This window comes from Alistipes sp. DJF_B185 (genome assembly GCF_964250025.1).
Classification (GTDB): domain Bacteria; phylum Bacteroidota; class Bacteroidia; order Bacteroidales; family Rikenellaceae; genus Alistipes; species Alistipes finegoldii.
In genome coordinates this window covers 291684-318660 of record NZ_CAXUDY010000004.1, presented here as the reverse complement: position 1 = coordinate 318660, position 26977 = coordinate 291684, and the positions used below count along the sequence as shown (strand labels likewise).

At 59.7% G+C, this 26977-nt stretch carries 21 protein-coding genes and 1 riboswitch; of the genes, 13 read left to right on the top strand and 8 right to left on the bottom strand.

The window, feature by feature from the left end; genetic code table 11:
* Positions 1 to 962 (bottom strand): phage integrase SAM-like domain-containing protein (locus ACESTR_RS07805; protein WP_373179066.1); only part of this gene is annotated, 962 nt, incomplete at its 3' end.
* A gap of 410 nt (positions 963 to 1372) precedes the next feature.
* Between ACESTR_RS07805 and ACESTR_RS07800 the strand changes: the two genes are divergently transcribed.
* From ACESTR_RS07800 to ACESTR_RS07755, 10 genes are all read left to right on the top strand, one after another.
* Positions 1373 to 1648, top strand: coding sequence for a hypothetical protein (locus tag ACESTR_RS07800; protein WP_302576203.1), 276 nt, complete (start codon positions 1373 to 1375; stop codon positions 1646 to 1648).
* A 185-nt stretch (positions 1649 to 1833) separates the two neighbouring features.
* A complete protein-coding gene (locus ACESTR_RS07795) occupies positions 1834 to 4287 on the top strand; it encodes an ATP-dependent Clp protease ATP-binding subunit (RefSeq protein WP_373179065.1) in 2454 nt (817 codons plus the stop codon).
* Between the two features lie 904 nt (positions 4288 to 5191).
* Complete coding sequence (locus ACESTR_RS07790) at positions 5192 to 6496, top strand: ATP-binding protein (protein ID WP_373179064.1); 1305 nt, start codon at positions 5192 to 5194, stop codon at positions 6494 to 6496.
* Positions 6497 to 6599: 103 nt separating this feature from the next.
* Positions 6600 to 7961, top strand: a complete 1362-nt coding sequence (locus ACESTR_RS07785) for an MATE family efflux transporter (RefSeq protein WP_009596313.1) — start codon at positions 6600 to 6602, stop codon at positions 7959 to 7961.
* Positions 7962 to 8012: 51 nt separating this feature from the next.
* The gene (gene ricT / locus ACESTR_RS07780) at positions 8013 to 9650 is read left to right on the top strand and encodes a regulatory iron-sulfur-containing complex subunit RicT (protein ID WP_373179063.1); all 1638 of its coding nucleotides are present in this window, start codon (positions 8013 to 8015) and stop codon (positions 9648 to 9650) included.
* A gap of 242 nt (positions 9651 to 9892) precedes the next feature.
* Positions 9893 to 10405, top strand: a complete 513-nt coding sequence (locus tag ACESTR_RS07775) for a hypothetical protein (RefSeq protein ID WP_373179062.1) — start codon at positions 9893 to 9895, stop codon at positions 10403 to 10405.
* Between the two features lie 5 nt (positions 10406 to 10410).
* A complete protein-coding gene (trmB, locus tag ACESTR_RS07770) occupies positions 10411 to 11160 on the top strand; it encodes a tRNA (guanosine(46)-N7)-methyltransferase TrmB (RefSeq protein WP_195291714.1) in 750 nt (249 codons plus the stop codon).
* Between the two features lie 171 nt (positions 11161 to 11331).
* The gene (locus ACESTR_RS07765; RefSeq protein WP_014774567.1) at positions 11332 to 11706 is read left to right on the top strand and encodes a BlaI/MecI/CopY family transcriptional regulator; all 375 of its coding nucleotides are present in this window, start codon (positions 11332 to 11334) and stop codon (positions 11704 to 11706) included.
* A gap of 6 nt (positions 11707 to 11712) precedes the next feature.
* Entirely contained in the window at positions 11713 to 11925 is a 213-nt protein-coding gene (locus tag ACESTR_RS07760; protein WP_373179061.1) for a hypothetical protein, read from the top strand.
* 93 nt (positions 11926 to 12018) lie between these two features.
* Entirely contained in the window at positions 12019 to 14196 is a 2178-nt protein-coding gene (locus ACESTR_RS07755) for a TonB family protein (protein WP_373179060.1), read from the top strand.
* A 372-nt stretch (positions 14197 to 14568) separates the two neighbouring features.
* On the opposite strand, the gene ACESTR_RS07750 is transcribed toward ACESTR_RS07755, so the two are convergent.
* Positions 14569 to 16008 (bottom strand): hypothetical protein, encoded by a 1440-nt coding sequence (locus tag ACESTR_RS07750; RefSeq protein ID WP_279067095.1) that lies wholly within the window; start codon positions 16006 to 16008, stop codon positions 14569 to 14571.
* Between the two features lie 178 nt (positions 16009 to 16186).
* Positions 16187 to 16402: riboswitch (cobalamin riboswitch) on the bottom strand.
* A gap of 442 nt (positions 16403 to 16844) precedes the next feature.
* Between ACESTR_RS07750 and ung the strand changes: the two genes are divergently transcribed.
* Both ung and menA read left to right on the top strand, forming a co-directional pair.
* Complete coding sequence (ung, locus tag ACESTR_RS07745; RefSeq protein WP_373179059.1) at positions 16845 to 17507, top strand: uracil-DNA glycosylase; 663 nt, start codon at positions 16845 to 16847, stop codon at positions 17505 to 17507.
* Between the two features lie 267 nt (positions 17508 to 17774).
* Positions 17775 to 18668 carry a 1,4-dihydroxy-2-naphthoate octaprenyltransferase gene (gene menA, locus ACESTR_RS07740; protein ID WP_302576188.1) on the top strand — a complete coding sequence of 298 codons (894 nt, stop codon included), beginning with the start codon at positions 17775 to 17777 and terminating at the stop codon, positions 18666 to 18668.
* A gap of 196 nt (positions 18669 to 18864) precedes the next feature.
* On the opposite strand, the gene ACESTR_RS07735 is transcribed toward menA, so the two are convergent.
* The 3 genes from ACESTR_RS07735 to metK form a co-directional block, all read right to left on the bottom strand.
* Positions 18865 to 19725 (bottom strand): RNA polymerase sigma factor RpoD/SigA, encoded by an 861-nt coding sequence (locus tag ACESTR_RS07735; protein ID WP_009596311.1) that lies wholly within the window; start codon positions 19723 to 19725, stop codon positions 18865 to 18867.
* 54 nt (positions 19726 to 19779) lie between these two features.
* Positions 19780 to 21252 carry a Do family serine endopeptidase gene (locus ACESTR_RS07730; protein ID WP_042493122.1) on the bottom strand — a complete coding sequence of 491 codons (1473 nt, stop codon included), beginning with the start codon at positions 21250 to 21252 and terminating at the stop codon, positions 19780 to 19782.
* A 175-nt stretch (positions 21253 to 21427) separates the two neighbouring features.
* Positions 21428 to 22732 carry a methionine adenosyltransferase gene (gene metK / locus ACESTR_RS07725; RefSeq protein WP_009596301.1) on the bottom strand — a complete coding sequence of 435 codons (1305 nt, stop codon included), beginning with the start codon at positions 22730 to 22732 and terminating at the stop codon, positions 21428 to 21430.
* 374 nt (positions 22733 to 23106) lie between these two features.
* Here metK and ACESTR_RS07720 point away from each other — a divergent pair, with 374 nt between their 5' ends.
* Complete coding sequence (locus tag ACESTR_RS07720) at positions 23107 to 23499, top strand: hypothetical protein (RefSeq protein ID WP_039939510.1); 393 nt, start codon at positions 23107 to 23109, stop codon at positions 23497 to 23499.
* 105 nt (positions 23500 to 23604) lie between these two features.
* Here the strand turns inward: ACESTR_RS07720 and ACESTR_RS07715 are convergent, their stop codons facing one another.
* The 3 genes from ACESTR_RS07715 to ACESTR_RS07705 form a co-directional block, all read right to left on the bottom strand.
* Positions 23605 to 24177, bottom strand: coding sequence for a hypothetical protein (locus tag ACESTR_RS07715; RefSeq protein WP_279004935.1), 573 nt, complete (start codon positions 24175 to 24177; stop codon positions 23605 to 23607).
* An 11-nt stretch (positions 24178 to 24188) separates the two neighbouring features.
* Entirely contained in the window at positions 24189 to 24680 is a 492-nt protein-coding gene (locus tag ACESTR_RS07710; protein ID WP_279004933.1) for an RNA polymerase sigma factor, read from the bottom strand.
* A gap of 209 nt (positions 24681 to 24889) precedes the next feature.
* A complete protein-coding gene (locus tag ACESTR_RS07705; protein ID WP_373179058.1) occupies positions 24890 to 26923 on the bottom strand; it encodes a transketolase family protein in 2034 nt (677 codons plus the stop codon).
* Positions 26924 to 26977: the final 54 nt, after the last annotated feature.

Here is a 26977-nt window from a genome sequence, read left to right as displayed (position 1 = left end):
CCTTTGAGCGGAAAGACCCGGTCGCCTGAGAGATGCATATCCTTATAACGCTCGTAAAGCATTTCGGCAACGGGAAGCAGTTTGACACGGAACTGCGTACCTGTTTTCTGACGCCTGTCGATAATCCAGCGCTCCCCGTTATCGTCCGTATGGATGTCCGCGTGGGTGAGTTTCACTACGTCCGCATGGCTCAGGCCCGTGAAAGCACAGAAGACGAAGGCATCCCGGTTGATACCCGTTCGGTAATTGGGGAGCCTGACATCTATCACGGCTTGTAACTCCGAAGCCGAAAGGTAACGGCGTTCTGAGTATTCCGGCCTCACGTAGAAACCTGCGAAAGGATCGGCGGCAATCCAGCCGTTCTTATACGCCGTGTAGGTCATCAGCTTCAATTTCTTGAGCGTAGAATGGATCGTCCCGGAACGCATCCCTTGTACCGAGGAGAGGTAGACCACAAACTTTTCGATGAAATCCCGCTTCAGCTCTTTGAACGCAATGTCCTTGACGCGGTACTCGTATTCGAGGAAGGAGGCCAGACGCCGGCGGCGTTTGCAGTAGTCCTCATAACTGGAATAAGCGCGGTCTTTGCCCACGCGCTTGCGGAAATCTGCAAGGTATTCGTCGAAGGTCTGCAACAGCAGGCGGCAGTCGTCACCCATACCGAGGAAAGCGTTGCGGACCTTTTCGGCCGTAACGTATGAATCATGGTCGCAGAGACGTTGGTACTGCTTGCCGATATTGGTCTTGATGTTCTCCAACTTTTCATTGAGACGCTGGGCTTCAAGACTTCTGCCGGAGGCTTTGTTGGCTTTGGCATCCCAAAGGCTGGAACGAACGGAGAGTTTGCTGCTGAACTGCGACATCGTGCCATTGATGGTGATACGGCCCATGACGGGAACCTGACCGTGTTTTTCCGACTGCCTTTTTACATAGAAAAGGACTTTGAAAGTGCTGCGTTGCATAATAACTTGAACTTTGTGGATGGGTTAAACGTTAAGTCAAGTTATTTGTTATGCGGAAATCCAATGCAACAAACTGAAAACAAATGCCTTAATGCAAACAAAAGCATTTCGGGCAGGTAACGGATAAGTAACAAAACTCACCGTCAAACCTGCCCGATTATGCAATTTTATTGCTCGGAACAGATGCAGAACAGAGAATTAAATACCTGTAAACAAGATATTTACTCTTTTCTGCATTTTCTCTTACCTACAAATACCGAACCAAAGACTGGACCGACGTTTCGAACGACGATTACTGGGGCGGCGTATCGGGCAAGAAAACCATCTACGACCCCTGTCCCGTCGGCTACAAGGTGCCGACCTGCGACAAGGACGGAAATACGCCCTAGGCGTAGCTGGTTTACGCCGACATGACGTGGGACGACACCAACCACGGCGCCACGCAAAACGGCCAGTGGTTCCCCGCCGCCGGCACGCGCGTCTACGCATCGGGCGGACTCGACCATCAGGAGCTGAATCCCTACGGCGGCATGTGGATCGGCACCGCGGGAAAAGCCAGCGCCAACATCGAGGAATACCCCGAACTCTACGGCCAGTACATGTTCATCGTCAACGGCAAACGGACCTTTAAAGTGAGCAAGGACGCCCGTTCGCAAGACATGTCGATGCGCTGCGTAAAAGAGTAAAAACCCTTTCTGAACACGATACGGACCGTTTCGGGCAGAAACGGTCCATGTTTTTTCAGGGGCAAGACGTTCAGAGACAGCCGAATATGGAAGGCCGAATAACTTAACATAATATTTACTACATGTACGTCGTTAGTTAGTCGAAGAATCAGAAGTTGAAATTATTAATTTTATGACGACGCAACATGCAAATCAAGATCTCGAAGACGCTCGAGGCTATCATAGCCCGGGCGGCATTTAATACGACCAAGGCCGGTCTCGACCACTCGCTCAAAGACTTTCTCACGCTGGAACTGCTCCGCGAGGAGGGATCGCTCGCCTACCAGCTTTTATCCTCCCGTCTCAAGGACTGGGAGCTCTACCAGATACGCCTGCGCATCGAACGCGAAATGCTCGCCGGGCAGCAGAGCACGACCCAATCCCCCGAAGAGTTCTACCGTGCCTTCACCGAAGAGCTGCGGGCCTGTTCGGGCGCCGCACGGAGCGTTTCGACGGCCCACGCGCTGCGGGCCATCGTCGGCGACCGCACGACGGCAACCTCGCGCGTACTGGAGATGTACGGCATAACGGGTACGGTGGTGGACGAAGACCTCAAGAAGTTCGCCGTGGGCGACGACTTCCGCACCGAAATTCAGGTGCACATGCTCGACTTCAACGAAGAGAACAAGCCCGAAGAGAAAACCTCGTCGCACCTGCTCGACAAATTCGGCGTGAACCTCACGCGCATGGCCCGCGAAGGTAAAATCGACCCCGTCGTGGGGCGCGAGCAGGAGATCGAGCGCGTAGTCCAGATTCTTTCGCGCCGCAAGAAGAACAACCCGATCCTGATCGGCGAAGCCGGCGTGGGCAAGAGCGCCATCGTCGAGGGACTGGCCCTGCGCATCGCAAGCGGCGAAGTGCCCTACACCATCGCCGACAAGACGCTCTTCTCGCTCGACGTCTCGTCGCTGGTGGCCGGCACGAAATTCCGCGGCGAATTCGAGGAGCGCATGCAGCAGCTGCTCGACGAACTGCGCAAGGCGAAGGATACGATCATCTTCATCGACGAGATCCACACCATCGTGGGTGCAGGCTCGACGCAGGGCAGTCTCGACACGGCCAACATCCTCAAACCGGCGCTGGCGCGCGGCGAACTGCAGACCATCGGAGCCACCACGCTCGACGAGTACCGCGAGAACATCGAGAGCGACTCGGCCCTCGAACGCCGCTTCCAGAAGGTCGTGGTGGAGCCTACTACGCCCGATCAGACGCTCCAGATCCTGCGCAACATCGCGCCTCACTACGAACGCCACCACAAGGTGCGCTATACGGAGGAGGCCTTGCAGGCGTGCGTGACCCTCACGGGCCGCTACATCACCGACCGCTTCTTCCCCGACAAGGCCATCGACGTCATGGACGAAGCTGGCTCGCGCATACACCTGCAGTCAGCGCGCGAACCGGCCGAGCTGCGCGAAATGGAGACGGCGCTCACCGACGCGCAGCGCGAACGCCGCGAAGCGGTCGAAGCGCTGGTCTACGAAAAAGCCGCCTCGGCGCGGATGCGCGAAATCGCGCTCCGCTCCAAACTTGGCGAAACCAGAGCCGAGTGGAAGCGGTCACTGGAGACCAATCCCGTAGAGGTCACTGCGGAACACATCCAGCAGGTTATCACCTCGATCACGGGTATTCCCGCCGAACGGATATCGGGCGGCGAGATGACGCGCCTGCAGATGCTCTACGACCACCTCGCACGCCGCGTCGTGGGACAGCAGGAGGCTGTGGAGAGGATCGCCCGCACGATCCGCCGCTCGCGCGCCGGACTCAAGGACGAAAACCGCCCGATCGGCGTCTTTCTCTTCGTGGGTCCCACGGGCGTGGGCAAGACCCTGCTGGCCAAGGAGGTCTCGAAGTGGCTGTTCGACGAGCACCGGGGCCTGATCCGCATCGACATGAGCGAATACGGCGAGAAGCACAATGTCGCGCGTCTGATCGGATCGCCTCCGGGATACGTCGGTTACGGCGAGGGCGGCCAGCTCACCGAAGCGGTCCGCCGCCAGCCCTACTCCGTGGTGCTGTTCGACGAGATCGAGAAGGCGCACCCCGAAGTCTTCAACTCCATGCTGCAGATCTTCGACGAGGGACACCTCACCGACGGTTCGGGCCGCAGGGTGGACTTCCGCAACACGATCATCATCATGACCTCGAACGTCGGGTCGCGCAACGTGGTCCAGAAATCGGTGCAGGTGGGTTACAGCACCGTCTCGAAGAGCGCCACGGCGGTCGCCGCCCCGCAGTGCGAGTACCGCAAAGCCCTCGAACAGACCTTTGCGCCGGAGTTCCTCAACCGCATCGACGACATCGTGCTGTTCCGCACGCTGGAGCTCTCCGACGTGGAGCGGATCATCGAGCTGGAGCTGCAGGGACTCTTCGAGCACACGCGCCGGCTGGGCTACAAGGTGAAGATCACCGACGGAGCCAAACGCCGTCTGGCAGCCATGGGCTACGAATCGCGCTACGGCGTACGTTCGCTCAAGCGCACGCTGATGGACAACGTCGAGGAACCGCTCTCGACCCTGATTATCGACGGCAAGTTGCACGAAGGCGACACGGTCGTCGTCGAATCGGACAAGCCGCACGGCGTCCGGATACGCGTGGCATGACAGACGGTCGATTTCCCATCTTCCCGTTGAAAGAGACCGGTTTGAAACCGGTCTCTTTTCTTATTCCGCCACTTTTTTATTCCATAATTGCCTGAAAGATTATTTTTCAACTAAATTTGTCCGGATTTAATACAGTTTCATAACACCGACATGCGTCAGATGCTCCTGAAAGCCCTTGCGTCAGGGCTTATTATGTCCTTGTTTCCATTCGCCGCGATATCGGCGCCCGCCGGGCCGTCACACGCCGACAGCCTGCTCAGGCTTTTATCCAAGACACACGATGCCGTCGGCCGGGAACGGATATACGTCCAGCTGGCCGACCTGAGCGGAGACAGTCTCGAACTCGCAGCGCCCTATTGGGACGCGGCGCTCGCCGAAGCGCGGAAATCCGGAGACCTCTACGGCTGCAAGGACGCGCTGGACTTTCTGGTACGCAAATTCGCAGGCCGGGACTCGCAGCGGGCCGAGAAATACATCGCCCTTGCGGACAGCATTCTTCCGGGACCGCGCCACGCCCTGTTCCGCTCGTCGCTCTACGCCTACTACATCTGGAAGCTGATAAACGACAACAATGCGGTCGAAACCGTAAAACACGAACTCGACAGACTCAAGACCAAAATCCACAACGAACTCTCGCCCGAAGAGCGCATCGAATGGGAATTCCTGACGGGACTCTCCCTAGACTTCTCGTCGCTGGCGACCGAAGCCTACGACAACATCGGCAAGGCGATCCCCTATGTGGAGCAGGCATTGAAAAAACTCGAAGCTTATCCGTTGGAAGAGCGTCTCCACATGGAGCGGATCTGCCGCGACGAGCTTTCCGAACTCTACATGCTCAGCAAAGACAAACGCGCCGAAAAGCAGATCCAGCAATGTATCGGACCTGCACCGCGCATGGCTGGCGATGGACGACCGCTTCGAACGCCCCCACCGCGACACGACGGGTTACATGATGCGCGCCTACTCGAAGATGCTCTATCTGCGCGAGCTGATCTCCAAAGAGAAGGCCAACGAATATTACGGGAAATGCATGGAGCTGGCCCGCGCCAGAGGCGATCTGGCCGAGATTTACAGCACCAGCGCCCGCTACTACCAGTACATGGGGGAATACGAGCGGGCCGTGGCCTACATCGACTCGGCCGTAACCGTCTACAAGCGCAACGGCACAAAAGCGGATTTCGCCTCCATATACGCAGTGCAGTCGTGGCTCTACGAGAATCTGGGCGACTACAAAAACGCCCTCGAAGCGCTGCGCGAATCCAATACGATCCGCCACAACGACCGCGTGGAAGAGGCGCAGAACAGCCTCGCCGAGATGCAGACCCTGTTCGAAGTGGGACAGCTGGAACTTGAAAAATCCCGGCTGGCCAACCGCATGAAATTCATCGCCCTGCTTGCCGGCGGGGTGCTGGTGCTGCTGCTCATCGGCTGGAGCGTCTACCAATACGTCATGGTCCGACGGCTGAAACAGATCAGGCGGCAGCTCACCGACGCCAACCAAGAGATAACCCGCCAGAGCCGCCGCGCCATGGAGAGCGAAAAGATGAAAACGGCCTTCATCAACTCCATGTGCCACGAAATCCGCACGCCGCTCAACGCCATCAACGGATTTTCGGAACTGCTGCTCGATGACACCCTCGACGCCCATACGCGGCGCGAATTCCGCGAACAGATACGGACCAACACGACCGCGCTGACCACCCTGCTGGAAAACATGCTCGAACTGTCAAGTCTTGTCAGCTCCGAAGCACCGCTGCCGCAGACCTACACCGATATCGGCCTGCTATGCGCCGAACGGCTGGAATACCAGAAACGGCAGTCGAACAACCCGCAGGTGGAGTATATCTTCAAGGGGGGGGGTGAAGGTCCCTGCATCATTCCGACCAACGTCTTCTACATGACCCGCGTGATCGACAACCTGCTGCAGAACGCCGCCAAATTCACCGCCGCAGGCTCCGTCACGCTCTCCTGCGAGAAGGATGACAGCAAACGCAGACTACGCATCCGCGTGGCCGACACAGGCATCGGCATCGACCCCGACAAGCGGGAGTGGGTATTCGAACGCTTCGCCAAAGTGGACCCCTTCAAACCGGGTTCGGGCATCGGGCTTTATCTCTGCCGCCTGATCGTCACGCGGCTCGGAGGCGAAATCCGCGTCTGCCCCGAATACCGCGCAGGCTGCTGCATCGATATCGTCCTCCCCTGCTGATGCTTAAATCCGCCCCTTCCGGGCGGATTTTTCGTATCGGACGGGGCTGCGGATTGCAATCCGGAGTTAATTAGCTATCTTTGCATCCTAAATCCGGAACGCAATGTACAGTTTCTCGACTTATAAAGATCAATACAAGTCCAATCTGAAACTGGCCCTGCCCGTCGTACTGACGCAGCTGGGCCAGATTCTCACGCAGGTAGCCGACAACCTGATGGTCGGCCGCTACGGCGGCGACGACCCCGTGCCGCTGGCCGCCGTATCGTTCGGCGGCTCGGTATTCTTCATCCTCTTCATCGCCGCCATCGGCATCGCGCTGGGCATGACGCCCCTCGTGGGCGAGCTTTACGCGCAGGGCGACCGGGAGAAGTCGGCGGGGCTGCTGCAGAACGGCATCCTGTTCTACACGCTGCTGGGATTCGCAATGGCGGTCGTCCAATACTCCGTCATCCCGCTCATGTACCGCCTCGGCCAGCCCGTAGACGTGGTCGATGCGGCCATCCCCTATTACCGCATGCTGGTCTTCAGCATGCCGTTCGTGATGCTTTTCTTCGCCTTCAAGCAGTTCCTCGAAGGCGTGGGCAACACCAAGGTCGAGATGGTCGTGACGATCGTCGCCAATCTGGCCAACATAGGCTTCAACTGGGTCTTCATCTACGGACGCTTCTCGCTTCCCGAAATGGGCGCCGAGGGCGCGGGTCTGGGCACGCTGCTGTCACGCATCATCGCCCCGATCCTGATGGTCGGCTACTTTTACAGCCGGGAGCGCTACCGCGGCTACCTCGACGGATTCTCGCCCCGCAACTACTCGTGGGCCACGGTGAAAAAACTGCTGCACATGGGACTTCCGATCTCGATGCAGATGTTTCTCGAAGCTTCGGCGTTCGTCGGTACCGGCATCATGATGGGCTGGTTCAACAAGGAGACCATGAGCGCCAACCAGATCGCCGTCACCATCGGCAACTGCGCCTTCATGATTGTCATGTCGATCGGCGCCGCCACCACCATCCGCGTGTCGCACTGCTACGGCGCCCGCAACATCGGCGAGCTGTCGCTGGCGGCCAAGGCGTCGTATCATCTGGTGCTGGCGTGGAACGCCTTCGCGGCGCTGGTCTTCATCACCATGCGCAACGTCATTCCGACCTTCTTCACCACCAATGCCGAAGTGATCGCCATCGCCTCGCAGCTGATGGTCTTCGCCGCGCTGTACCAGCTTTCGGACGGCATTCAGAACGTCTCGGTAGGCATCCTGCGCGGCATTCAGGACGTGAAGATCATCATGCCGATCGCCTTCGTCTCCTACTGGCTGCTCAACCTGCCCGTGGGCTACCTGTTCGGCTTCACGCTCGGCATGGGGCCGTCGGGACTTTTCCTCGGTTTCTCTTTCGGGCTGTCGGCCGCCGCCGTGATGATGATCCTCCGCATACGACGCAGCATACGACGCTTGTACCTCAGCAGCAATTAAAAATTAAAAAATTCAGAATTTTTGCGTATCTTTACGCAAATTATACCCTCCATGGATACCGAAAAACAACATACGAAAGCATTCAAACCCGAAATAGGCCGCGGCTGCTCCTTCTGCAACTGCGGTTCGGAATGCGAAGCCAAACTCTGCGACGGATGTTTCAAACTCCACGAGACCGCATGGCTCGAAGAGTACCCAGAAAACCTTCCGACCGACATCGTCGAAGTGCGTTTCAAGAACACCCGCCGCGCATTCTACCAGAATGTCAACAACCTGCCGCTCAAGCGGGGCGACATCGTGGCGGTCGAAGCTTCGCCCGGCCACGACATCGGCATCGTTTCGCTCACGGGCGATCTGGTGGCGCGCCAGATGCGCCGCACGGGATTCAACCCCTTCAACGGCGAATTCAAGAAGATATACCGCAAAGCCAAGCCCTACGACATCGAGAAGTGGCAGGAAGCCATCGAACTGGAACACGAGACGATGATCGCGTCGCGCCAGATCGCGGCCGACATGGGACTCAACATGAAGATCGGCGACGTGGAGTATCAGGGCGACAAGATCAAGGCCATTTTCTACTATATCGCCGACGAACGCGTGGACTTCCGCGAACTGATCAAGGTCTTCGCCGAACGGTTCCACATACGTATCGAGATGAAGCAGATCGGCGCGCGGCAGGAGGCGGGACGCATCGGTGGACTGGGTGCCTGCGGACGCGAGTTGTGCTGCGCATCGTGGATGTCGAGTTTTTCGAGCGTCACGACCGGCGCCGCCCGCGTACAGGAAATTTCGCTCAATCCCCAGAAACTCGCCGGACAGTGCTCGAAGCTCAAGTGCTGCATGATGTACGAGTACGACACCTACGTCGACGCCCGCAAGGAGTTCCCGCGTCTGCGCGAACCGCTGCAGGCCATGGACGGCGAATACTATCTGGTCAAGAACGACATTCTGGCCGGCACGATGACCTTCTCGTCGAGCAAGGATGCGATGGTCAACGTCACCACGCTCTCCATCGCGCGCGTCAGGGAGATCGTCTCGCTGAACCGCGCCGGCAAGAAGGTAGACCGGCTGCAAGCCGCCGAGGACATAGCCCCGGCGGCAGAAGAGCCGACCTACCGTTCGGAGGAGGACAGCATCACCCGCTTCGATCAGGCCAAGCGCCGCAGCAAGCGGAGCCGCGGCAAAGGAAGCCGGCAGAACGGACAGGATTCACAGGAAGCGGGACAGCAGGCCGCAGGCCGGCAGGAACAGCCCGATCAGCAGGGCCGGCAGCAGGAACGCCGCCCGCGGCGCAACGACCGTCCCCGCAACGGCGAAGGCCGCAACAACGAGGGCCGCAACGGAAATCCGGACCGCCGCAGCAACAGCGAACGCCGTGACGGAGAGAACCGCGAAAACCGCAACGCCAACAACGGAGGCCGCAGAGGCAGCGCCGGCAGCGAAAACCGGAACGGCGAAAACGGCGACACCCGCAACGGCAACAACAACGAAGCCCGCAACGGAAATGCGAACAACGGCAACGGCGCCGAACGCCGCGAAGGCAGCAGCCGCGGCCGGAACAACAACCGCAACCGCCGCCGTCCGAACAACGACCGTCCGCGCGGCGAAGGCAGCGAAAACGGCAATAACGGCGGCAACGGAAACAACGGCGGCAACGGAAACAACGGCGGCAACGGCGCAAACGAATAACGGTGCAACGGACGGCAGGTGACATAACGGCACGCTGCGGAGCCGTATCCCCATATGGGGCAGACCGGATTAGACCGGACCGCACTGCCGATCCATGCAGGCAAGAGACCGGCAGGCAAGATCGCACGGACGCCGATCCCTACGGAACACTCCCCGGCGCAGACGGCCGCACGACCCTCCCGATCGAGGGGCGGAAACGCTCCGACGCGGATATTGCAGCCGTAAAATTCGCCGGAGCGGCAATGCGCCCGCCGGGTTCCGTAGCCGCAAAAATGCTCCGTACGGCAGCCTGCCTGTCCGGTCCGGGAGCGATACGCCCGATGCGCGCGGCTTGCCGCACGGCGCTCGCCGCCGCGGCACTTCTCGCCGCAGGCTGCATGTCCCCCCACGGAGCCGTTGCGACCGACGTCAATTCGGCGTCGTGGAGCGATCCCGCCCCGCTCACCCTCGCCAACGCCGATACGACGACGCTCCGCGACGTCAACCTTTTCCTGCGCTGCAACGACCGGTTCGCGGAGGATTCGCTGACCGTCCGCATCCGGGTGCGCACGCCGGACTCGCTCCAACACGAAGAACCGTTCGTGATGGTCATTCCCCCGGCACATACTCCGGCCGCGATCTCGCGCGAAGCCGACATCCCCTACCGCCGCCGCGTACGGTTCGACCGTACGGGCGACTACCACCTGACAATCACCCCCTGCCGCCCCGTCGAAGGCGTCGAAGCGGTAGGCATCCATATCGCAAAAAGCCAATAGAGACAATGGGCAAAGATAAACTCCGCAGGTTCCGCGAGAACCTGACTTTCGACTGTTTCGTACAACCCGAATTCGACGAGGTATTCCACTGCGACCATCCCCTCAAAGGGCGCTGGCGCAGCGACTTTTTCCGCAACGACAACCCCATCGTGCTGGAGCTGGGCTGCGGCAAGGGCGAATACACCGTGGCGCTGGCCGAACACGACCCGTCGCGCAACTATATCGGCATCGACATCAAAGGCGCCCGCATGTGGCGCGGCGCAAAGAGCGTCACGGAGCGGAAAATCGCCAATGCGGGCTTCCTGCGCACGCGCGTGGAGTTCATCAACGGCCTGTTCGCCGAAAACGAGGTGGACGAAATCTGGATCACCTTTCCCGATCCGCAGCTCAAAAGCCGCCGGGCCAAGAAGCGTCTCACCTCGCCGCTGTTCCTCGAATACTACGCCCGGCTGTTGAAACCCGCAGGGTGGATCAATCTCAAGACCGACTCGAAACACCTGTTCGCCTATACCAACGAGGTCGTTCGCCGCTACTCCCTTCCCTGCGAGGTTTCGAACCCCGACATCTACGGTTCGGGGTATGCCGACGAGGTGCTTTCGGTCAAAACGGCTTACGAGAAACGTTTTCTCGAAATGGGTCTTCCGATCACCTACACCCGTTTTTCGCTGGCCGGACGGCACGAATTCCCGTGGTTCGACTGGGAGGAGGACGAAAAGGAGGAAAAGGACAACGAACAGGAGCGCCGGATACACTGACCCCGCTTCCAGCCTGACGGCCCGCCTATCCTTTATACAGCCGCTCTTTTCTCAATTAAACATAGGTAAAGAACTTTTTCGCATCAATCTACTAATTTTTTAGATATAAAACTTGCATATCTAAAAAATTAGTAGTAAACTTGCATAGGAACTGAAAAAGCGCTTTTTACCATGGAGAAAAAATCAACGGAACTCACACGCGGCGAAGAGGAGATCATGCAGATACTCTGGCGTCTGGGGGATGCGGTGGTCAATGAGATCATCGCCCAGACCGAGGAGCCGCGGCCCAAGTACACGACCGTCGCCACCTTCCTCAAGATTCTGGAAAACAAAGGTTTCGTGGGACATACACCCGAAGGCAAAAGCCACCGCTACTACCCGCTCGTCGGCCGCGAGCAGTACGCGCGCGGCGTCATGTCGTCGGTGCTGACCTCCTATTTCGACGGCTCGCTGGCCCGGATGGTGTCGTTTTTCTCGCGGAACGAAGACATTTCGGTCAAGGAGATGGACGAGATTCTCGAAATCATGCGGAACGCAAAAAAATAACGCGCCATGAAACGGCTTCTGCTCTTCCTGATTCTCCTGCTGGGCCACGCGGCCCGCAGCAAAGGGCAAACCTCCGGTCCGCCGCAGGACGGCATGCGGCACGCTGCCGAAACGACTTCCGAGACGAATGAGACACACCGGTGCGGCGGCATTCAGGCCGCAGCAATACGACCGTCAAAACACACCGCAGCCGTCCCTGCCGCAGCGCCCACCCGATAAACCGCCAGCCGCAGCGACACGTCCGAAAACAGCGTACGCCAACCGACGATAAACGCCCGAAACACAAGCACACGACCAGTCAAATCACTGACAATGAAACCCGCAATCATCTACATGCTCGAAGTGCTCGTCTGCAGCGGAGTCCTGCTGGCGGCCTACGCCATCCTGCTCGAACGCCGGGTAAAATTCCGCTGGTGCCGACTCTACCTGCTCCTGACGACCTTCGCCGCGGCCCTGATTCCGCTGCTGCGGATTCCCGTATGGCCGGGGCGCATCGTCGCAGCCGTACCCGCCATCTCGCCCGACCTCCCCGTCTGGACGGGCGAAGTGCTTCCCGACGAGGGCGGAGGTTTCGCCGTAACGCCCGAAAGTCTTTGTCTGGGGCTTTATCTGCTGGGAGCGGCCCTGATCGCCGGCGTCATGGTATGGCAAGTCATCCGCATCCGCCGGCTGCGGCGCGGCGCCGAAATTTCCCGGACCGGCGACTATACGCTCGTCCGCACACGGCAGGAAATCGCTTCGTTCTCCTTCCTGCGCACCATTTACGTCTGGGACAAAACGCCTGCCGGGGAGCTGGCCGCCATTCTGGCCCACGAGTCGAGCCACATCGCCCACCGCCACTCCATCGAACGCATCCTGATGGAGCTGATGAAGGCCCTTCTATGGTGGAACCCCTTCGCATGGATCGCCGCACGGCGGCTGACCGAGGCCGAAGAGTTCGAGGCCGACAACGACGTGCTGAGCAGCGGTTACGACCGCGCCGAATATATGCAAACCATCTTCAGGCAGCTTTTCGGTTATAGTCCGGAAATAGCCAACGGGCTGCGCAACTCCCTAACTAAAAAACGCTTTAAAATGATGACCATGCAGACAAAAAGCAGGCACTGCCTGCTGCGGCTGGCAGGTACGCTGCCCGCCGTGATAGGATTGTTGTGCGCATTCGGTTTCACCACGCGCGCAGCGGTGATCGTCGCCCCGACGGCCGCAACCGCAACGACCGAAGAGCCGGCCGACATACGAACCGCGGCCGACGCGATGCAGAAGCAGGACAAGACCTGCACGGCAACGCTCACGGTGGTGGATGAAAAAAGCAAACGCCCGATCGAAGGAGCGCTCGTACAGGCGGCCGGCACCCCAAAAGGCACCGTCACCGGCAAAGACGGCCGGGCCGTGATAACGGTCCCCGAAGGCAGCGAACTCAAAATCAGCTATATCGGCTACGAGCCCCGGACCATCGGCGTAAAAGACGAAAACCCGGTCGTCGTATCCCTGATACGAAACCCCAAAGCAGGCTTTACCCCCACCGACGACCTGCCCGACGCGCCGCAGAAGCAACAGCAGGAGCAGGTGACCGTCAGCGTCGCCACCTACAAGGACAACGCCCCGCTCGCCGGTGCGCTGGTCAAGGTCAGCGGTTCGCAGATAGGTGCGGTCAGCAACGCCGAAGGCTTGGCCGCATTACAGGTACCGGCCAATTCGGCTCTTGAAATCAGCTACATAGGATGCAAACCGCATATCGCACAAGTCGGCGACAAGGCGCGTCAGATGTTCATGTTCGACATGCAGGCCGAAACGGCCGGAACACCAGAGACACCCGGCACATCCGAGTCGCTCGCAACAGCGACCGCAACGGACAAACCGCTCTATATCGTCAACGGAATCGAAACGAAGGAGATCGGCAAACTCGATCCCGACCGGATCGAGCGCATGAGTGTCCTCAAGGACAAAGCCGCCACCGCACTCTACGGCGAAAAGGCCCGCAACGGCGTGATAGTCATCACGCTCAAAGGAGCGGATATAGAACCTGCTACGTCCGAAAGCAACGGCAAGAGGGATGACGCCGAACAAACCGCGGCAAACGCCATCGCGATTAAAAACGGCAAAACCGAAAAGGAAGAGGCGTTCCTTGTGACCGAAACGATGCCTCTCTTCCCGACCGAAGATCCCGCCGCCCCGTACGGCGACCTCGGCAACTTCCGGGCATGGGTGCAGAAAAACGTAAAGTACCCGGCCGAAGCTTTCGAAAAGGGGATCGGAGGACGTGTCGTGCTGTCGTTCGTCGTCGAGAAGGACGGCTCGGTAAGCAGCATCGAAAAGCTCCAATCGCCCGACGCGTCGCTTTGGGAGGAGGCTCGCCGCGTCATCGCCTCTTCGCCCAAGTGGAAACCCGGCGAACAGCGCGGACAGATCGTGCGCGTGAAATATACGCTCCCCGTGGACTTCCGTCTTACGAAAGCGTCAGATACGCCGGCCCCGGAATCCGGAAAGTAGTTTTTCAACCGGCTCCGACCAAGCAGACTGCGCGGCGCCATAACCCGGATTCCCCAAACCGATCGGCCCGGATTCCCCGAATCAACCGGCTCCACGAATCGGCCGCCCGGCCTGCTTTTCCCAAGCCAAGATCCCGCGGACCGGCATCCGATCCGGATTTTCAAGCCCCCGCCGGCAGTCCTCAGAGACTGCCCCGGCTTTCCCAAGCCACCGAACCGACCATAAGCGGAAACGGCGTCCACCCTGAGTTCAGTGGACGCCGTTTTTATCGGCCTGCCGGACCGCCGAATAGCGATACCTGCGAGACCGCCCCGGCCGCTCCGGACTTTTCAGCCCTATCTCCGAACGGCTCTGCGACTCCGCCGCTCCGGATTACTCCCTGCAACAGCGAACGTTATAGCCGTATGCCGCATCGGATTTCGAAGAAGACTGCGGCTGGAGCAGTTTGCCCGTACTGAGCTTTTTCGAAATATAGAAACAAGAGATCGTGTTTCCCGAACGATAGTTGGACCAGTAATGCCCCGTACGGGTCGTAGCGAGACCGGCGAGATTGCCCTTGTCGCGGTTACGGTAACCCGACGTCGGGTACCAGTCCCTCAGATCGCCGAAAATGTAGGTCATGCCGTACTTCTCCCCATCCCATTCCGAGGTTCCGTCCACATAGCGGTCCTGATCGTCCGCAAAATCGTCCCACGTATCGCGGTCCGGCACCTTATACCCCACGGGGCACGGATCGTAGCAGGTTTTCGCGGTATTCCACAAATCGGCGCGGGGCTTGGCCAGCCAGTCGTAAACTCCGGTCGCACCCTTGTTCGAAAGGAACGAAAGCGGATGCGCCGCGGCGTATTCCAGTGTCGAAACGGCCGCCCCGCTCTCCTGCTTCCACGCATGCGTATCGGCGAAGGCCGGATTGACGACCGAATTTTCCGCCGCCTGCGCAAAAGCAGTCGCCGAGGTTTCGGTGGCCGTACCCCCGCAGAACGGGTCCTTGCGGCCCCACTGGTAATAGAGTCCGTAAGCCTCGGCCGATCCGGGCGTCGTGCCGACGGCTCCCAGCGAACGGTCCAACAATACGCGGCCGTTGGCATAGGTCACCATCCGAGGTTCCGGCGTGAACCAGAGATGCCAGCTCCACACGATCTCCCCCGCGGCATCCGCAAGCGCGATGACGGCATTGCCCTTCGCGGCGCCTGCCGCCGTAAAGAAGATGCGGCCTTTTCCGGCATCGAGCGAAACGGCCGAAATTTCCTGTTCCAGCCCTTTCGTCACCCAAAGCCAGTCGGCTTTCATGCCGTCGGCAAGCGCGATCGCGGCATCGTCTCCGCTGCCGTTGCCGCGCACCGTAGCGTCGAACATATACTCGCCGGCCTCGCTGACGATATAGCAGTTGGCGGTTCCGTCCCGGCTCAGGTCGATGGCCGTCACCGGCGCCTGCACGGCCGTCAATGTCGGCGTAGTCGCACTCCACGGCTTGCCGTTGCGGTCGGTGACGGTCAGCGTCACGGCCGTTTCCGACGGAGTTGCGGACGCCGTAACATCGAGCGCGCCTGCGTAGGCATCCCCCTCGCGCCCGGCAGAGACGACAACCGTCCAACCGGAGAGGGCCTCATCAGGCTCGGCGGCGAAAGTCAGCCCCTCCAGATCGTCGCCCGTCACCGTGAAGGCGAGCCGCTTCTGCTCCCCGACCGTAAATTCGACGGGATTCTCCCCGGCGAACGAGATTTTCAGTTCGACCGGTTTCTGTTCCGGTTCGTTGTCGTTACAGCCCGATGCAAACAGGGCCAGCAAACATCCTAAGATCAGTTTTTTCATCTTTTATCCGTTTTTGGTTGAACACTGTTCCGTTCCGGCGGACCGCAAAGATGAAAAGGCACACTCCGACGCACACGCAACAAAGCGCGCGCAGTCCGGCATCCGAGGTTGTTTTCGACACACTCAATACGTTCGGTTGAAAATGACCCAAGACCTGCTCCATTCACCGTAGAAGCGAAATCCGTATAATCGCGACGGCAGGTCTTCTGACTCGCCCTTCTCTCCGGCGCCTTCCCGGTCCGCGGAGGACCAGTGGCCAAGAATGCCGGAAAATAACTTTCAATCAAGAAAGCCGGGCACACAGCAACGGGAATTGTTACCGATTCTCACGGTATTCCCTTTTAATTCCCGGCGACCGCAAAGGGACCGGGAAACCGTAGCGAAGACAAAGGTAGCACAATCCCTCAAATAAACAAAAAAACCGCAGCCGGAATTCGGGCTGCGGTACAAATCCCCTCCGTACCGTCAGCCGCCGGGTCCGAGCGGCGCCATGATCCGCCGGACCTGTCCGGTGTTGTCCATCACGCCGCAGCGGAATCCGGCACGCGGTTGTCGGCCGGCGGGTCCGAATCAGGGCCGCGCCCTGCGCACGGTCGAATGCCTTCGGCACGTAACCGCCCCCGATCACCGGCATCGAGACCTGCGCCAGCCCCAAGCCGTCGCCGATCATATAAATCAGCGTCACGGCCCCCTTCGGCGGTTTTTCCGCATCCGCGCACGCCGCAGTCAGCAGGCAAAGCGCAAAAAACAAAACCCCTTTCCTTATATCGGCAGCGAAAACAGCTGGAATTTGCCGACTTTTTACTACATTTACACCACTTTAACCACCTTGCAACATGGATGTAAAGATCGCCCCCGACTGGAAAGAGCTGCTCGCTCCCGAATTCGAAAAACCCTACTTCGCCGACCTCACGCAGTTCGTACGGCAGGAATACGCCACGCGGCGCATCTATCCGCGCGGCAGCAACATCTTCCGCGCCTTCGACAAATGCCCGTTCGACAAGCTGAAAGTGGTCATCATCGGTCAGGACCCCTACCACGGGCCCGGACAGGCCAACGGACTCTGCTTCTCGGTAGGCGACGGCCTGCCGTTCCCGCCCTCGCTGCAGAATATCTTCAAGGAGGTCGCCGACGACACCGGAACGCCCCCTCCCGCGACGGGCAACCTCGACCGCTGGGCCGAGCAGGGCGTACTGCTGCTGAACGCCGTGCTGACCGTCCGCGCACACGAAGCGGCGTCGCACGCGGGCCGCGGCTGGGAAACCTTCACCGACGCCGTGGTACGCACGATCTCCGAACGCAAACAGGGCATCGTTTACATGCTTTGGGGCAGTTACGCCCAGAAGAAAGGCGCCATCGCCGATCCGCAGCGGAACTTCATTCTCAAGGCCGTACACCCGTCGCCGCTCTCGGTCTACCGCGGATTCTTCGGTTGCCGCCACTTCTCGCGCGCCAACGAATATCTCCGCAGCATCGGCAAGGAGCCGATCGTGTGGTGAACCGTCGCCTGCCGGTCCGGTCTTGCCGGTCGTCGTATCGGTCGTCGTATCGGTCGGAAGTTTCCGCCACCTCAGGCGGCGCGGGGACTTCGGCCTGCGCCAATCCGGGATCGCCTGACTACGCTCTGCCCCGGAACAAGCGCCGGAGTAGCGCCCGTACCCGGCCCGGCAATCAGACATATACGACAACCGGAGCCGCAAAACGGTTATCCGACCAAACAATACAGCAATAAAACCACACGCAGCGCATAAGTCCGTTCCGGAAACATGAAAACACGAACAGCCACCAATTCGTTTCGGGCATGGATGCTCGCGGCGCGGCCCAAGACGCTGACGGGAGCCGCCGTACCGGTGATGCTGGGCTGCGCTTTAGCCGCTTCGGACGGAGATTTTCACCTGCTGCCCGCCGTGTTGTGCCTGCTGTTCGCCTTCCTGATGCAGATAGACGCCAACCTCATCAACGACCTCTGGGATTACCTCAAAGGCTCCGACGGCAAAGACCGGCTGGGACCCGAACGGGCCTGCGCGCAGGGCTGGATCACACCCCGCGCCATGCGTCGCGGAATCGCCCTGACGACCGCGGCCGCCTGCATCACGGGCTGCGGACTGCTCTTTTACGGCGGCTGGTGGCTGATCGCCGTCGGCGCGCTTTGCGTCGCATTCGCATTTCTCTACACGGCGGGCCCCTATCCGCTGGCCTACCACGGGTGGGGCGACCTGCTGGTGCTGGTTTTCTTCGGATTCGTCCCCGTCGGCTGTACCAGTTACGTTCTCAGCGGCAGCTGGACATGGCAGACGGGCGTCATTTCGGCGGCCTGCGGACTGGCGATCGACACCCTGCTGACGGTCAACAACTACCGCGACCGCGAACAGGACGCCCGCAGCAGCAAACGCACGCTGGTCGTCCGGCTGGGCGCACGGGCCGGCAGCAGGCTTTATCTGGCACTGGGATTCGCAGCCGCAACGCTCTGCCTCCCGCTGCTCTGCGACGGCCGCATAGGAGCGGCAGCGCTTCCCCTGCTCTACCTCGCACCGCACACGGCGACATGGCGGCGCATGGTGCGGATCGGCCGCGGCCGGGAGCTGAACGCCATTCTGGGCGCCACGTCGCGCAACATCCTGCTCTTCGGAATACTGCTCTCGATCGGGCTGCTGCTGTAAAGACGGTCCCGAAGCGCACACAGCGCAACCCGCGGCCCCGAAGCGCCCCCCACACACACCACGCACCAATAGCATCGCCGCACCGAAACGCATACGGCAGGCCAGCCGCTCACAACAGCACTAAACAAAAAAAGCCGTCATTTTTGACAGCTTTTTCACTCACACGACCCGACCGGGCCGGATATGTCGCCGGGCGTCAGCCCAGATACGATTTCAGCAGTTTGCTGCGCGACGAGTGGCGCAGGCGGCGGATCGCCTTCTCCTTGATCTGGCGCACGCGCTCGCGCGTCAGGTCGAACTTCTCACCGATCTCTTCGAGGGTCATCTCCGAAGTGCCGATGCCGAAGAAGTACTTGATGATGTCGCGTTCGCGGTCCGTGAGGGTTTCCAACGCGCGGTCCACCTCGGTCGAGAGCGACTCGTTGATAAGTCCGCGGTCGGCGTTGGGCGAATCGGGATTGACCAGCACGTCCAGCAGCGAGTTGTCCTCGCCGTCGGCGAACGGGGCGTCCACCGAGACGTGGCGGCCTGCCACGCGCAGCGTGTCGGTGACCTTCTCCTTGGGAAGCTCCAGCTCCGTGGCCAGCTCTTCGGGCGACGGGGTGCGCTCGTGCTCCTGCTCGAAGCGTGCGAACGCCTTGTTGATCTTGTTGAGCGAACCCACCTGATTGAGCGGCAGACGCACGATGCGCGACTGTTCGGCCAATGCCTGCAGGATCGACTGACGGATCCACCACACGGCGTACGAGATGAACTTGAAACCGCGGGTCTCGTCGAACTTCTCGGCGGCCTTGATCAGACCGAGGTTGCCTTCGTTGATCAGGTCCGGGAGGCTGAGTCCCTGATTCTGATATTGTTTGGCGACGGAAACCACGAAACGCAGGTTGGCTTTGGTCAGCTTTTCGAGGGCTTCCTGATCTCCTTTCTTAATCCGTTGGGCGAGCTCCACCTCCTCTTCGACCGTGATAAGCTCCTCCTTGCCGATTTCCTGCAAGTATTTGTCCAGCGAAGCGCTCTCGCGGTTGGTGATGGATTTTGTAATCTTTAATTGACGCATATATCTATTAACCTTCCTAAATAAAATTCTACATTACAACCCGCCCGGACCGCACTACTCCACGAGCGTGTAGCTCGCAGCGCGGCCGTTGGGATAAATACCGTCGATCGAGCGGACCTTCTCGTCCATACGCTGCATGTCCGCAACCGAATAGACCGGACGATCGTTGATATGGGTAATCACAAATCCCTGTTTGACACGGGCACGGGCCAGAATTCCGTCGGCCTTGATGCCGACCACCTGCACGCCGCCCTTGATATCGAGCTCACGGCAGAGTTTGGTGCCCGCATCGGCGAACTTACCGCCGAGAACCTCGACGACATCGACGTCCTCTTTGGTCATTAATTCCGTTTTACCCGCTTTATTACGCAAAGTAACCTCGATTTGTTTCACTGCGCCGTCTCTTTTTACCGACAATTTGACCTTATCGTTGGGTCGGCGGCGTCCGATCTGCTCGGAAAGGGTCGCATTGTCGTTGATCTTCACCCCGTCGATGTCCAGAATCACGTCGCCCTTGCGGATGCCGGCCTCCGAAGCCGAACCGCCCTCGACTACGCCGGCGACATAGGCGCCGCCCAGCTCGGTGATGCCCAGTTCCTTGCCTTCACGGTCGATAAAGTCCTGATCGACAATCGCAAAACGGATGCCGAGCAGTGCGCGCTGCACGATGCCGAACTCCTTGAGGTCCACGACCACCTTGCGCACGATCGATTCGGGAATGGCGAACGAATAACCGATATAGCTGCCCGTCTGCGACTTGATGAGGGTGTTGATGCCCACCAGCTCGCCGTGCGTGTTGACCAGCGCGCCGCCCGAATTGCCGGGATTCACGGCCGCGTCGGTCTGGATAAAGGCCTCGATGCGGAAATCGTTGGGAATAACCCCCAGATTACGCGCCTTGGCGCTCACGATACCCGCCGTAATGGTCGATTGCAGGTCGAACGGCGAACCGATCGCCAGCACCCACTCGCCCAGACGCAGCGCATCGGACGATCCGAAAGCCAGCGTCGGCAGGTCCGAAGCCTCGATCTTCAGCAGCGCGAGGTCCGTGGCCGAGTCCTTGCCGATCAGCTTGGCGTCGAACGAACGGCCGTCGTTGAGCTTCACGCGGAGTTTCGAAGCCCCGTCCACGACGTGGTTGTTGGTCACCACGTAACCGTCGGCCGAGATGATGACGCCCGAACCTCCGGCGCGCTGTTCGCGGAACTGCGGTCCCTCGTCATACCCCTGCGGGATGCCGAAGAACTCCAGAAAGGGATCGTACCCCCGGCGGCGCGGCATCTCGACCTGCTGCACGGCTTCGATATTGACCACGGCCTTCACCGCATTCTCGGCGGCGTACGTCAGGTCGGGGTACTGCTCGGCCTGATACGAGGTGAACTGCGTCCCCAGCGCGGGCGTGCGTTCCACCTCGCGCTCGATATATTGTACGGAGCCTTCGCGGCCCCCGGCTACTGCCCATGCCGTAAGTCCGCCCGCGGCGGCCGATACGGCGACTGCTCCTAAAATCAAAAATGCCTTTTTCATAATTCGATAACAAGTGTTTAAATTCAATTACTCGGAGGCAATTTATACCATAAGCTTCATCAGGTTTTATTACGATTCGTAGGACAAACGAAAGGGAACGCCCGGTTAGTATGCCCGCTTACACAAAAATCGGGACATCCGCGACGGACATCCCGATTTTCTGCAACCCGGACCGTTACAATCCGAACTCTTTGCGAATCAGCTCCACGGCATCGAGCTTCTCCCAGCCGAAGAACTCGATCTCGCGTTCCGTTTCGCGGCCGTTCTCCCAGACCTTCACCCGCTCCGTATAGGGACGGTTGCCGAAGTGACCGTAGGAAGCCGTGGCCTCGAAGATGGGGTTCTTCAGGCCGAAACGGCGGACAATGGCGGCGGGACGCAGGTCGAAAAGCTTGCCGATACGGCGTGCGATCTCGCCGTCGGTCATCCCCTCCAGCGCGGCGGGACGCGGCGAACGGTAGGTATCGACGTAGATCGACAGCGGCTGCGCGATGCCGATGGCGTACGACAGCTCGACCAGCACTTCGTCGGCAACGCCCGCGGCGACCAGATTCTTGGCGATATGGCGGGCGGCGTAGGCCGCCGAGCGGTCCACCTTCGAGGAGTCCTTGCCCGAAAAGGCGCCGCCGCCGTGCGCGCCGCGACCGCCGTAGGTATCGACGATGATCTTGCGGCCCGTAAGCCCGGTGTCCCCGTGAGGGCCGCCGATCACGAACTTGCCCGTAGGATTGACGTGCAGGATATAGTCGTCGCCGATCAGCCCGGCCAGCTTGTCGCCGGCGCGCTCCAGACGCGCCTTGACGCGCGGAATGAGGATCGTGCGCACGTCCTCGCGGATCGTAGCCTGCATCCGCTCCTCGGCCTCCTTCTCCGTCAGCCCGTTGCCGGGCAGGATGAACTCGTCGTGCTGGGTCGAAACCACGATGGTATGCACGCGCAACGGACGGTTGGTCTTCTCGTCGTACTCGATGGTCACCTGCGACTTGGAATCGGGACGCAGGTAGGTCATCACCTCCCCTTCGCGGCGGATGACGGCCAGCTCCTTGAGGATCACGTGCGAGAGGATCAGCGTCGCCGGCATCATCTCGCGGGTCTCGTTGCAGGCATAGCCGAACATGATGCCCTGATCGCCCGCGCCCTGCTCGTCCTCCTCGGCGCGCACAACGCCCTGATTGATGTCCGACGACTGCTCGTGGATGGCCGACAGGATGCCGCACGAGTTGCAGTCGAACTGGTATTCGCTCTTGGTATAGCCGATGCGGTCGATCACGCGGCGCGCCACGCCCTGCACATCGACATACGCTTCGGAGCGCACCTCGCCCGCCACGACCACCAGTCCCGTGGTGCAAAGCGTCTCGCAGGCGACTTTCGAATTGGCGTCACGACGCAGGAATTCGTCGAGAATGGCGTCCGAAATCTGATCTGAAACTTTATCGGGGTGTCCTTCGGACACCGATTCCGATGTAAACAAAAAGCCCATTGTTATACATTTAATTATGAGACCGCGCCTCCGGCCGGAGTGCCGGCATGCGGAAAGCCGCTCTCGGTTAATAAAAAAATAAAACGTATAAAATGGGAAAAATTGGCTGTTGGAATAAAAAATAAGCTGTTTTAGCGATTTTTTATTGTGGTTGCAATCAGTCAAATCTTTCCACATTTCCCCGCGTTACAAACGGGAGTGCAAAGATACGAAGGAATTTCGGAATATGCAAAAAACAGTTTGTTTTTGCGCCCAGCATGCACTATCTTTGGCCCGGTATTGGATGGGATGCGTCCCAGCAACCCGCAAAACCCGTTTTGCGATTGCGCCCGACTTTTACTATCTTTATACCCGTCGAATTCAACAAACCGTACATGAAACGATTCTTACTCGCCGCATGCATGCTTCTGGCCGCTGTCGGATTTTCGTCCTGCGAAAACGACGACGACGATCTCTACGACACACTCACGGGCCGCGTATGGGCCGGAGACCTCGGATTCTATCAGGACGGCTATGCGCTGGACAGCTACGTTTACTTCGGGGCCGACGGCTTCGGAAGCGACGAACTCCGTTACGCCGACAACGGACGCCTGCTCGACACGCTCAACATCCAGTGGGACGCCTACGACGACACGGTCTACATCGACTACGGCCGGGTCGATCTGCCGCGCGAACTGCGCCGGGTCCACATCCGCCGCGGCATGCTGACAGCCGATCTCTACATCGGAGGCCGCTATTACGACCGGATCACGCTCTACATGCAGTAATACAGCGGCACCTATTATTATATAGCGCTCCCCGAATCCTTGCGGAAATCCGGGGAGCGTTTGTGTGGAACGGCGGGTGCAATTCCTGCTGCGGAAGGTTCCGGGTTACTCGTCCGTCTCCCGCAAGGCGGCGCGCAGGGCGTTGATGTCACCCATCATCCGCAGGAAGATACGCACGCCGAGGGGCAGTCCGACAATCAGTCCGGCCACGAAGCCGTAAAACACATAGGGCGAAGTCAGGCTTCCCATGTAAAATCCCAGCAAGATCAGCTGCGGCACACCCAGCGCGATACCCGCGCCCACGCCCCAGAGGAAGCAGGTGCGGAACCGGAGTACGGCGGCGCAGGTTTCGCGCACGGTCCTATTCCCCGGCTCGATCCGCGCCAGCAGCACCAGCAGCGCGATCTGCCGCGCCAGCATGGCGAAGATAAAGAGCGCCAGCGTCGCCTTGACAGCCGTTCCGGGGTCCGCTTCGCCCGTACGAAATAGATTGGCGAAACAAAGCGGCAGCGCCGCCAGCAGAAAGATTCCCAGCCGTATCGTACGCGCCAGCCGCTGCTTGGCCGAGGTGATTTTTCCGGCCGAGACCTCCGCCGTCAGCCGGTCTATTTTAGTGTCCGCACACGACAGACGTCCGTCCAGCTCGTGCCATTTGGTTTTCAGTTCGTCGAGTTCCATATTCGGGAAGTTTAATGATTTGCCTGTTCACGCAGTTTCAGCTTGATGCGGTGGAGCTTCGAAGCCACGTTGTTGCGCGTAAGCCCCGTGATCGCGGCGATCTCCTCGTAAGGAAGCTCGTCGAGCCACAGCATCACGACCGCCTTTTCGAGCGCATCGAGCCGGTTTATCAGCGCATACAGTTCCCGCAACCGCTCGCCGCGTTCGGAATCTTCGTCGGCTGCGCCCAGCAAGTCGGTCAGCGGCAGCCGGCCCGTATGGCGGCGATTGCGGCGATAGTACGAAATGCAGGTGTTCAGCGCGACGCGGTAGACCCACGACGAGACTTTGGCCCGGCCTTCGAATCCGTCGAACCCCCGCCACAGGTTAATCAGCACCTCCTGATAAAGATCGTCGAAGTCGTCGCTGTCCATGGCATAGAGATAACAGACCTTGCCGACGATGCGGCGATGCTTCCGGACGAAGGTCTCGAATTCATACTGTTTGGTTCGCTGTAGACTCATTGCTGAAACTGTTTTTCCCATTAGACGCCGCCGGAGCCGAAAAGTTGCACGGAGAATAAAAAAATAATACGACGCAACTCATCCGACAAAAAAATCCCCGAAGCGACACTTCGGGGATTTCATCCATTATCGGGTATCGTTATTTTCCAAGCAGCTTCTTGACCTCTTCGGCCGGAAAAATCCGTTGCCGAAGAGTCCAAACGTCCAGACTACTTTCCGAGCAGTTTCTTGACCTCTTCGGCTACGGTCTTGCCGTTGTAACCGAACTTCTCGTCGAGAACCGTATAGGGAGCCGAATAGCCGAAGTGATCCAGACCGTGGATCATACCTTTCTCGCCCACAAGACCCATCAGGTTCACAGGAAGTCCCGATGTCAGGCCGTAGCGCACCACGCCCACCGGAAGCACGCTCTCCTGATACGAACGGGGCTGGTCGCGGAAAAGGCCCTCGCTCGGCACGTTCACCACCCGAACGGCGATACCCTCGGCGGCAAGCAGTTCGGCGCCCTCAACGAGCGTCGAGACCTCCGAGCCGGTGGCGACCATCACAACTTCGGGCTTGGCCGAATCAAGCACCACGTAACCGCCCTTGGCGACCTGTGCGGCCTCCTCGCGGCGGCTGGCGCCCAGCGCCGGAAGGCTCTTGATGTTCTGACGCGACAGCACCAGCGCAACGGGCCGCTGCTCCTCGACGGCCAGCTTCCACGCCATGACGGTTTCATCGCCGTCGGCCGGGCGCAGCACGACCATCGAACGTTCGTCGTGGTGGTTTCTGAGGTGTTCCATCAGGCGGATCTGGGCTTCATGCTCGATCGGCTGGTGCGTAGGACCGTCCTCACCAACGCGGAACGAGTCGTGCGTCCAGATATAGATCACGTGCAGGCGCATCAGCGCCGAAAGACGCACTGCCGGTTTCATGTAGTCCGAGAAGACGAAGAACGTGCCGCACGCAGGAATCACACCCCCGTGCAGCGCCATGCCGTTGGCCACGCAGGCCATCGTCAGTTCCGAGACTCCAGCCTGAAAGAATTTGCCGCTGAAGTCGCCCTTCGTGAAGGCCTTGGTCTTCTTGAGGAAGCCGTCCGTCTTGTCCGAGTTCGAAAGGTCCGCAGAAGCCACGATCATGTTCTCGATCGTCTCGGCGAAGACGCCCAGCACCGCAGCCGATGCCGCGCGCGTCGCCACGCCGGCCTTCACCTCGATCGACTTGTAGTCGATTTCGGGCAGGCTCCCCGAAAGGAACATATCCAGTTTGCGGGCTAGATCGCCGTGTTCGGCGCGCCACGTCTTCTCGACCTCGGCCTGACGCGAGGCCCATGCGCGCAACGCTTCGCGGCGCTCGGAGAACGCTTCGCGACTCTCGGAGAAAACGGCGAACGGATCGTTCGGATCCCCGCCCAAATTCTTCACCGTAGCGGCGAAGTCGGCACCGGCGGCCGTAAGCGGCTGCCCGTGGGTCGAAACCTTGTCCTCGAAGCTCTCGCCGGCGGGGCCTTTGGCGCCCTTGCCCATGACCGTGCGGCCGATGATGAGCGTAGGACGCTCCGTCTCGGAGTTCGCGGCAACGAGCGCCTCGCGGATTTCGTTGATGTTATGTCCGTCCACTGACAGCACGTTCCACCCCCACGCCTCGTACTTCATGGCCACGTTCTCGGTCATAACCTCATCCACCTTCGTAGAAAGCTGGATGTTGTTCGAGTCGTAGTACATGATGAAGTTGCTCAGGCCCAGATGGCCGGCGATACGGCCCACGCCCTGCGAAATCTCCTCCTCCACGGCGCCGTCCGAGATGTAGGCGTAGGTCTTGTGCGCCATCCACTCGCCGAAGCGGGCAGCCATGAACCGTTCCGCGATGGCGGCGCCCAGCGCCATGGCATGACCCTGTCCGAGAGGGCCGGAAGTGTTCTCGACACCGCGCGCGAAGTCTGCTTCCGGGTGACCCGGCGTCACGCTGCCCCACTGACGCAGAGACTGAAGGTCTTCGGTCGTATAGTACCCGGCAAGAGAAAGCGTAGAATAGAGCATCGGAGACATGTGGCCCGGATCGAGGAAGAAACGATCACGGTAGGGGTAAGACGTATTGTCCGGATCGTACCGCAGAAATTCGGTATAGAGCACCGTCATGAAGTCGGCGCCGCCCATAGAGCCGCCGGGGTGTCCCGATTTGGCTTTTTCGACCATGGCGGCCGACAAAATGCGGATATTGTCCGCTACACGCGTTAGTTTGGAATTGGTAGATGACATGAGTATTTAAAGTTTTAAAGTCTTTGTATTAATCAGCGTATCTTCTGCCACAAA